This window comes from Novosphingobium sp. FW305-C-111, from assembly GCF_058783565.1.
Genome location: NZ_JBYSYP010000012.1, coordinates 123,144 through 130,920 on the forward strand (window position 1 = coordinate 123,144; position 7,777 = coordinate 130,920).

Annotated in this window: 11 protein-coding genes; 6 read left to right on the forward strand and 5 right to left on the reverse strand. The window is 67.4% G+C overall.

Annotation, left to right across the window (positions count from 1 at the left end; translation table 11 throughout):
• The first annotated feature begins 4 nt into the window (after positions 1-4).
• On the forward strand, positions 5-295 hold the full coding sequence (locus tag AC3WLD_RS14410) for a 4a-hydroxytetrahydrobiopterin dehydratase (protein ID WP_492557662.1): 291 nt from the start codon (positions 5-7) through the stop codon (positions 293-295).
• Here the strand turns inward: AC3WLD_RS14410 and AC3WLD_RS14415 are convergent.
• Both AC3WLD_RS14415 and AC3WLD_RS14420 read right to left on the reverse strand, forming a co-directional pair.
• Positions 292-1,098, reverse strand: a complete 807-nt coding sequence (locus tag AC3WLD_RS14415; RefSeq protein WP_492557663.1) for an SDR family oxidoreductase — start codon at positions 1,096-1,098, stop codon at positions 292-294. The genes AC3WLD_RS14410 and AC3WLD_RS14415 overlap by 4 nt on opposite strands.
• Before the next feature lie 54 nt (positions 1,099-1,152).
• The gene (locus AC3WLD_RS14420) at positions 1,153-1,770 is read right to left on the reverse strand and encodes a DNA-3-methyladenine glycosylase family protein (protein ID WP_492557664.1); all 618 of its coding nucleotides are present in this window, start codon (positions 1,768-1,770) and stop codon (positions 1,153-1,155) included.
• A gap of 132 nt (positions 1,771-1,902) precedes the next feature.
• Here AC3WLD_RS14420 and AC3WLD_RS14425 point away from each other — a divergent pair, with 132 nt between their 5' ends.
• A complete protein-coding gene (locus tag AC3WLD_RS14425; protein WP_492557665.1) occupies positions 1,903-2,220 on the forward strand; it encodes a 2Fe-2S iron-sulfur cluster-binding protein in 318 nt (105 codons plus the stop codon).
• 64 nt (positions 2,221-2,284) lie between these two features.
• Here AC3WLD_RS14425 and argC read toward each other — a convergent pair whose 3' ends face one another.
• The 3 genes from argC to AC3WLD_RS14440 form a co-directional block, all read right to left on the reverse strand.
• On the reverse strand, positions 2,285-3,214 hold the full coding sequence (gene argC / locus AC3WLD_RS14430) for an N-acetyl-gamma-glutamyl-phosphate reductase (protein WP_492557666.1): 930 nt from the start codon (positions 3,212-3,214) through the stop codon (positions 2,285-2,287).
• Positions 3,211-3,564 (reverse strand): SH3 domain-containing protein, encoded by a 354-nt coding sequence (locus AC3WLD_RS14435; RefSeq protein ID WP_492557667.1) that lies wholly within the window; start codon positions 3,562-3,564, stop codon positions 3,211-3,213. Before AC3WLD_RS14435 ends, argC begins: the two co-directional genes overlap by 4 nt.
• Before the next feature lie 75 nt (positions 3,565-3,639).
• Positions 3,640-5,034 carry a leucyl aminopeptidase family protein gene (locus AC3WLD_RS14440; protein ID WP_492557668.1) on the reverse strand — a complete coding sequence of 465 codons (1,395 nt, stop codon included), beginning with the start codon at positions 5,032-5,034 and terminating at the stop codon, positions 3,640-3,642.
• Positions 5,035-5,084: 50 nt separating this feature from the next.
• Between AC3WLD_RS14440 and AC3WLD_RS14445 the strand changes: the two genes are divergently transcribed.
• The 4 genes from AC3WLD_RS14445 to AC3WLD_RS14460 all read left to right on the forward strand — a co-directional run bounded on the left by AC3WLD_RS14445 (position 5,085) and on the right by AC3WLD_RS14460 (position 7,666).
• The gene (locus AC3WLD_RS14445; RefSeq protein ID WP_492557669.1) at positions 5,085-5,894 is read left to right on the forward strand and encodes a DUF4163 domain-containing protein; all 810 of its coding nucleotides are present in this window, start codon (positions 5,085-5,087) and stop codon (positions 5,892-5,894) included.
• Between the two features lie 49 nt (positions 5,895-5,943).
• Positions 5,944-6,768, forward strand: coding sequence for a type I methionyl aminopeptidase (map, locus tag AC3WLD_RS14450; RefSeq protein WP_492557670.1), 825 nt, complete (start codon positions 5,944-5,946; stop codon positions 6,766-6,768).
• A gap of 88 nt (positions 6,769-6,856) precedes the next feature.
• A complete protein-coding gene (locus tag AC3WLD_RS14455) occupies positions 6,857-7,357 on the forward strand; it encodes a type II toxin-antitoxin system RelE/ParE family toxin (protein ID WP_492557671.1) in 501 nt (166 codons plus the stop codon).
• Positions 7,358-7,375: 18 nt separating this feature from the next.
• Positions 7,376-7,666: a helix-turn-helix domain-containing protein gene (locus AC3WLD_RS14460; protein WP_492557672.1), complete on the forward strand. Its 291-nt coding sequence runs from the start codon at positions 7,376-7,378 to the stop codon at positions 7,664-7,666.
• The last annotated feature ends 111 nt before the right edge of the window (positions 7,667-7,777 follow it).

Sequence of the window (7,777 nt, forward strand, 5' to 3'; positions counted from 1 at the left end):
ACCGATGGCGATTGCCCGACTGACCGACGCCCAAGCCGCCGACGCCCTCGCCCGCCTCCCCGGCTGGGCCCTGCGCGCGGATGGCCTCGCAATCGAGCGCACCTTCCGGTTCAAGGACTTCGCCGAGGCTTTCGCGTTCATGACCCGCGTCGCGATTCACGCGGAAAAGGCGGACCATCATCCGGAATGGTTCAACGTCTACAACCGGGTGGAGATAACCCTCACCACCCACGACGCCGGCGGCCTCAGCCAGCGCGACGTGGCGCTGGCGGAGGTGATCGGCAGCTTCGTCTAACCCCCCAGCGGCCGCCTGCTGCTGCGCATTTCCTTGCGGATGCGGCCGGGCATCCAGCGGGCGGCGAAGGCGGCGCGGCGGGCGGTCTTGCCGACGAGGTTGTGGAGCCTGGTGCCGTGGACCGCGTTCCATGCGGCATCGGCGACGTCGCTGACCGGCGAGATTTCCAGCCCCGCCGTCTGGACCCGCCCGCGGATGTCCTCGTTCGAGGCCCGGTTCGGGGCCATGTCGAGCAGCGGCGTGTCGATGAACCCCGGCATCAGGTCGCAGACCTTGATCCCGTCTTCGGCCCATTCGGCGTCGAGTACTTCGGTCAGCCCGCGCACGCCGAACTTCGTCGCCGAATAGACCGAGGTCCCCGGAGTGCCGTAAATCCCTGCCGCACTGGCGGTGTTGAGCAGGCACGAGCCGGGCGCGGCGGCCTTCAGCCACGGGTGCGCGGCCTGCGCGCCAAAAATCACGCCCTTGAGGTTGATGTCGAGCACGCGCTCGACTTCCTCGGTCGTGCAGTCGATCACCTGCCCGCCGATGGGGATGCCGGCGTTGTTGAACACCACGTCGATCCGCCCGCCTGAGCCTTGCGCGAAGTCGGCCAGTGCCGCATCCCATGCCGCACGGTCTCGCACGTCCAGCCTGTGCTGCGACGACCGGCCCGCCGGCAGCAGCGCGGCAGTCTCGGCCATGCCGGCGTCGTTGATGTCGGCAATCCCCACGAACCAACCTTCGCGGGCAAACCGCTGCGCCACCGCGCGGCCGATCCCCGAGGCCGCGCCGGTTATGAAAATGGATTTGCTTACAGTCATGTCAGTATCTCCCGCTGACTGCTTAGCGCCTCATGGCCAGAGGGGAAGCGGAAATCACAGCGCCGGATTGTTGTAGCAATGCCAGGTAAAAATCGCCGCCGCGCCACGGTGCGGTCTCCAGTCCTCAGCCAGTTCGCGCGTGAGTTTCTCGCTTGGGCGTTCAGGCAGTTCAAGCAATCGCCCGAGCCCCGCCTGCACCGCGAGATCGCCCGCGGGCCAGATGTCGGGCCGGCCTTCCGCGAACAGCAGGTAGATCTCCGCCGACCAGCGGCCGATGCCCTTGATCTTAGTGAGTTCGGCAATGGCGGCCTCATCGTCCTGTGGCAGCGCGTCGAAGTCGAGTTCACCGGACACGACCAGCTCGCACAAGGAGCGCGCATAGCCCTGCTTCTGCCGCGACAGACCGCAGGCGCGCAGGGAATCGAAATCGCTGGCGAGCAGGTCCTGCGGCGGAACGTCATCCCCCAGCAACGCGGACAGCTTGTTCCAGACCGACGCCGCCGCAGCCACGCTGACCTGCTGGCCGACGATCGTGCGCAGCAAGGTGGTGTATCCAGTCGGTCGCAGGCGCGGCTCGGGGTAGCCGACGCGTTCGAGTGCGCGGCTCATCATCGAATTGCGTGCGGCGATGTGATCGAGGCCTTGAGCAATGGCTTCGGCGGACAGGCCCACGGTCAGTTCTCCGGCGTATCGTTGACGGTTCTTCAATTCCCGGCTCTTGCCAAAGCCTGACGTAGCAGTTAGCAGCCCGGCCCAAACAGGAACAGGGGGGCACGCGCCCCGCGCAGCCAAGGACAGGAAAAGATGCCCAAGCTTGTTGTGGTGAACCGTGCCGGCGAGGAAAAGACCGTGGAGGCCGACGCCGGCCTGTCGGTGATGGAAGCGATCCGCGACAACGGCTTCGACGAACTGCTCGCCCTGTGCGGCGGCTGCTGCTCGTGCGCGACCTGCCACATCCACGTCGATCCTGCCTTCGCCGACAAGCTGCCGGCGATGAGCGAGGACGAGAACGACCTGCTCGACAGCTCGGACCACCGCGACGCGACCTCGCGCCTGTCGTGCCAGATCCAGATGACCGCCGACCTCGACGGCCTCAAGGTCCGGATCGCCGAAGAGGACTGAGCCTCACGCGAGCGCTGGAAACGAAGAGCCCCGGTTTGCGCCGGGGTTTTTTGTTGCACCCGATTTAAAGCCGGAGACCCGCCGTCTCGTCCAGACCGGCCATCAGGTTGAGGCTCTGCACGGCCGCCCCGCTCGCGCCCTTGCCGAGGTTGTCGAGCCGGGCCACGAGGCGGGCCTGGTCGCCAAGCTTGCTGCCCATCACGTGCAGTTCGAGCCCGTCCCACGGCACCATCGAGCCGCGCAGCAGCATCTCGCCGTCGGACGGCAGCGATTGCGCGACCGTCACGACCTTCGAGCCCTCGTAGAAAGCCGTCAGGCAGGCGCGCAGGTCCTCCGCCCTTGCATTTCCGGGCATGATGTCGATCGGCAGCGGGATTTCCACCACCATCCCGCGATGTGCCGGAACGACCGCCGGGCTGAACAACGGGGCAATGTTGAGATGCGCATAGGCCTGCATCTCCGGCACGTGCTTGTGGCCGAACGAGAGGCCATAGCCGCGCCACGCAATGTCGGGATCATCCTCGAACCGCTGGATCAGCGCCTTGCCGCCGCCCGAGTAGCCCGAAACGGCATGGCAGCTATAGGGCCAGGCGGTCGGCAGCAGCCCGGCGCGCACCAGCGGGGCGAGCAGGGCGATGAACCCGGTGGGGTAGCACCCAGGATTGGCAACCCGCTTCGCTTCGGCAACGGCCTCGCGTCCGATCACTTCGGGCAGGCCGTAAGTCCAGCCCTCGGCCACGCGGTGGGCGGTCGAGGCATCGATCACCCGTGTGCGGTCATTTTCGATCATGGAAACGGCAGCGACCGCCGCGTCATCGGGCAGGCACAGCACCACGAAGTCGGCGGCGTTGAGCGCCTCTTTCCGCGCCGCATCGTCCTTGCGCCGCGCCTCGTCGAGGGTGATCAGCGAGAACTCGGGCCTGGCCGAAAGCCGCTCGACGATCTCCAGCCCGGTCGTGCCGACCGCCCCGTCGATGAACACCGAATGGGTCATGCCGCCGGTTCCAGCGCCGACAGCGCGACATAGCCGACAAGGCCATCGCTCGCCGCCTGGCCCCAGGCATGGCCGCCGGCGATGTCGAGGACATCGAAGGTCTCGCCCGCCGCCAGGTCGCGGATTGTCGCGGCCCCGTCGCGACCGGCATCGGTCAGCGCCGTTGCCGCCGATACCTTGCGCGGCATCGGCACGGCGTAGTGCGGCACGAAGTACTTTCCGGCGAGGCCGATGTGCGCAAGATCGCCGCGCACCGGCAGGTGCGGCTTGTCGCTGCGATCGGCGGGACCCGCCAGGCCGAGCTGGCCGCCGGGCACGGCGCTGGACAAGGTAACGGCTTCGACGGTCAATTCAGGCTGCCCCGCAAACAGGAAAGCCGGGCGATTAGCCGCTGGGTCCCCGTGGTGCAAGCCGTCCATCCGGGCTTACCCGTAACGGGACCTGAGCAGTGCCCAGGTCGCGCGCAGCCCCAGCGCCTCACCGCCCTTGGGCCGTCCTGGACGCGGCGCGGGGCGCCACGCGAACGTGTCGAAGTGGACCCAGTCCATCCCGTCGGCCACGAAGCGGTCGAGGAACAGCGCGGCCAGGCTCGCCCCGGCGAAGGGAGTGGAGGGGCTGTTCATCATGTCGGCGACCTCGGATTTCAGCTGCTCGCGGTAGGCATCGTGGAGCGGAAGTCGCCATAGCGGATCGTCGGTCTCGAGCCCCGCCGCGAGCAGGTCCGCGGCCGTGTCGTCGTTCCGGGTGAACAGCGCCGGCAGGTCAGGCCCCAGCGCGACCCGCGCCGCGCCGGTCAGGGTGGCGAAGTCGACGAGCAGTTCGGGCTCTTCTTCGCAGGCCCTGGTCAGCGCATCGCCCAGCACCAGCCGGCCCTCGGCATCGGTGTTGGTGATCTCGACCGTCCGCCCGCTGCGGGTGGCGAGGACGTCACCGGGGCGCATCGCGTTGCCCGAGATCGCGTTCTCGACCGCCGGGATCAGCAGGTGGAGCCGCACTTTCAGGTGCGCGCCCATGACCAGCCCGGTCAGCGCCAGCGCATGGGCCGCGCCGCCCATGTCCTTCTTCATCAGCAGCATGCCTGCCGACGGCTTGATGTCGAGCCCGCCGGAATCGAAGCAGACCCCCTTGCCGACGAGCGCGATCCTTGGGTGCTTCTCGTCGCCCCAGTGCAGCTCGATCATCCGCGGCGCATGGCTGCGTCCTGCGGCTCGGCCGACTGCGTGGACCATCGGAAACTGCCGCTCGAGCGCCTCGCCGCTGGTCACCGTGACCTCGGCACGGAACGGCTTGGCCAGCGCCCTGACTTCGGCCTCGAGTTGCGTCGGGCCCATGTCCTCCGCCGGGGTGTTGACCAGGTCGCGGACCCGCGCGACCGCATCGGCCTCGGCCAGCGCCGGCTCGATGGCCGCGACCTGGTGGGTGAGCAGGATGCGCGGCCCGGGATCCTTGGCGTCCTTGCGATAGCGGTCGAAGCGGTACTGCGCGGTGAGCCAGCCGTGGAGCGCCTTGGCCGCATCAACTTTGGGCTCGCCGCTTGCCAGCCGATACGTCCCGCCCGGCAGCACCTCGGCCAGCTTGGCGAGGCACCAGCTCGACAAGCTGGCGACATTGGCGACCCCGCCCACGGCGAACCAGCCGTCACCATCGGGGACGATGGCCGTTTCATAGCCGCCGCCTTCGAACTTTTGCGCAGCGAGGGCGGCGCGCTGGCCGGCGGTGAGACCCTTTAGCCAGTCCTCGACGCTGTTCTTGTCGACGAGGTGAATGGAAACCGCGTCCTGTCCGCGGTCAGGCTGGATCAAAGCATGCTTGTCGGTCATTGTTTCTGCTCGATAAGCCGTTTTGCGGTCTGATGGCGAGAGATTTTCCGATGCGCGCAGTCCTGGTTGCCCTCCCCCTTGCTCTGCTGGCTGCCTGCTCCGGTGAGCCAGCGCCGCAGCCTTCCGCGACCGCCGAGGCCTCCGCCGCAGCGCCAACGCCGCCCGCCGCGCCATCGGTTCCGGTGCCCGTCCCGGCAAACGCCCGCTCGGTCAGCGAGAGCAACGATCTTTACGAATTCGACTATTCCTACCCGGCGGCCGCCGCCTCGATCCCCGATCTCAAGGCGCTGCTCGACAAGGACCTCGATGCCCGCAAGGCCGAACTCGTCCGGTCCGCCAGGGAGGGCCGCAAGGAGGCCAAGTCCGCCGGCTTCGAGTATCACCCCTACAGCCGCACCGTGGAATGGAAGGTCGTGACCGACCTCCCCGGCTGGCTATCCATGTCGACCATCGTCGGCGATTACAGCGGCGGCGCGCATCCCAATTACGGGTTCGAGAGCCTGCTGTGGGACCGCTCGACCAACCGCCGCTACAAGCCCGAAGACCTGTTCGTCTCCAGGGCCGCGCTCTCGGCCGCCATCCGCAAGCCGTTCTGCGCCGAACTTGACCGCCAGCGGGCGAAGAAGCGCGGCGGCGAGGCGCCTGGCTTGCCAGAATTCGCCGAGTGCATCGACCCGGTCGAACAGACGGTGATCCTCGGCTCGAGCCACGGCAAGGCCTTCAACCGCATCGGCGTTCTCGTCGCGCCCTATGCTGCCGGGCCCTATGCCGAGGGCGACTACGACGTGACCGTGCCGGTGACGGACGCGGTGCTGAAAGCGGTGAAGCCCGAGTACCTGCCGCTGTTCTCGGCACGGTGACCGCGCGACCCACTCGCAATTTGCCGCGCAAATCGCTACATGGCCGCCCATGACCCAGTACGTGCACGTCGACGACACCGATACCCTGCCCCGCGACGGGGTGATCAAGCTGCATGGCCCAGCCGCGTTCGAAGGGATGCGCAAGGCCGGGCGGCTGGCGGCGGAAATCCTCGACGCGCTGGCACCGCTGGTGAAGCCGGGCGTCACCACCGCCTCTCTCGACGACGTCGTCCGCCAGATGACGCTCGACGGCGGAGCGATCCCGGCGACGCTAGGCTACCGCGGCTATGCCCACTCGTGCTGCATCTCGATCAATCACGTCGTGTGCCACGGTATTCCGTCGGAGAAGACGCTGAAGGACGGGGACATCGTCAACATCGACGTGACCCCGCTGCTGGACGGGTGGCACGGCGACTCCAGCCGCATGTACCTCGTCGGCGATGTGCCGCTGAAGGCGCGGCGGCTGGTCGACGTGACCTACGAGTGCCTGATGATCGGGATCGAGCAGGCCAGGCCGGGCGCGCGCCTCGGCGACATCGGCGCGGCGATCCAGAAGCATGCCGAAGGCAACCGCTACGGCGTGGTCCGCGAGTTCTGCGGCCACGGCCTCGGCCGCCTGTTCCACGACGCGCCGGAAGTGGTCCACGCCGCCCGTGCCGGGACCGGGCCGGAGCTCAAGCCGGGGATGTTCTTCACCATCGAGCCGATGATCAACCTCGGCAAGCCGCCGGTGAAGATGCTCGACGACGGCTGGACCGCCGTCACCCGCGACCGCTCGCTCTCCGCCCAGTTCGAACACTCGATCGGCATCACCGAGGACGGCTGCGAGATCTTCACCTTGAGCCCCAAGGGGTTGCACAAGCCGCCCTACTGACGTTTTTTCGCGGGAATTTCGATCTGGATCAGTAAGTTGATCCGGTTCGAAACTTCACGAACTTCGCCCTGGTGAAGCATGGACGCGAATGTCTTTGCGGCGACCTTGCGATGGCGCCTGCCGGGACCGGGGATCCACGCTGGGAAAGAGCGGCGCGAGGCTGGCAGGTTCCGGGCGTGTAGGACAGCGGTTTCGGCGCAAAACGCGCAGTCTTGCATTTAGGACGTCATTGACGTACATAGAGCGACGTGAAGACGCTTCCGATCACCGTGGCCGAAACGCAGGTTTTCGCACGCTTGGCCGAGAAGATCTGGGACGAGGCCGAACGTGCCGAATTGGTCGATTATGTGGCCCACAATCCGGAGGCGGGCGACGTGATCCCCGGCACGGGGGCGTCAGGAAACTCCGCTGGGCGCGGTCCGGCGGCGGCAAGCGTGGTGGGGCGCGGGTGGTGTATTTCTATTACCGGCCCGATTGTCCGCTCTATCTGCTGCTCGCCTACGCCAAGGCGCAGGCAAGCGACTTGAGCGCGGACGAGAAGAAGGCGGTGGCTACCTTCGCGGCAACAATCAAAGCCGCGGTCGATTGAACGCGAGGAACATAAGCGATGTCTGACTTTGGCAAGGACCTGATCGCGGCGATGGAAGAGGCCGCTGCGCACGCCCAGGGCAAGGGCAAGGTCGCGCGCGTCCATACGATCGAGGTGCCGGATGTGCGCGCGATCCGCGAGGGACTGGGGCTGTCGCAGCAGGCCTTCGCGAGCGCCTATCGGATTCCGCTGGCGACCCTCAAGGGCTGGGAACAGGGCCGCCGCCAGCCCGACGCCACCGCCAGCGCCTATCTTTCAGTGATCGCCCGCCTGCCTCGCGAAGCCCGCGAGGTGCTGCGGGCGGCCTGACCCTTGACATGCCATTGCGTGTCCCCGCCCCAGCTGGACACCTCGAAGAACTCGCTGTTTTCGGCCTGAAGGGGGTGCGAAGGGTCTGATCGCGGTCTTTGGTGCGTGAGG

Bases quoted from the DNA above. Each gene is read 5' to 3' on its own strand.
- AC3WLD_RS14410 (WP_492557662.1), top strand. From the start codon at position 5: ATGGCGATTGCCCGACTGACCGACGCCCAAGCCGCCGACGCCCTCGCC.
- AC3WLD_RS14415 (WP_492557663.1), bottom strand. From the start codon at position 1,098: ATGACTGTAAGCAAATCCATTTTCATAACCGGCGCGGCCTCGGGGATC.
- AC3WLD_RS14425 (WP_492557665.1), top strand. From the start codon at position 1,903: ATGCCCAAGCTTGTTGTGGTGAACCGTGCCGGCGAGGAAAAGACCGTG.
- argC (WP_492557666.1), bottom strand. From the start codon at position 3,214: ATGACCCATTCGGTGTTCATCGACGGGGCGGTCGGCACGACCGGGCTG.
- AC3WLD_RS14440 (WP_492557668.1), bottom strand. From the start codon at position 5,034: ATGACCGACAAGCATGCTTTGATCCAGCCTGACCGCGGACAGGACGCG.
- AC3WLD_RS14445 (WP_492557669.1), top strand. From the start codon at position 5,085: ATGCGCGCAGTCCTGGTTGCCCTCCCCCTTGCTCTGCTGGCTGCCTGC.
- map (WP_492557670.1), top strand. From the start codon at position 5,944: ATGACCCAGTACGTGCACGTCGACGACACCGATACCCTGCCCCGCGAC.
- AC3WLD_RS14455 (WP_492557671.1), top strand. From the start codon at position 6,857: ATGTCTTTGCGGCGACCTTGCGATGGCGCCTGCCGGGACCGGGGATCC.
- AC3WLD_RS14460 (WP_492557672.1), top strand. From the start codon at position 7,376: ATGTCTGACTTTGGCAAGGACCTGATCGCGGCGATGGAAGAGGCCGCT.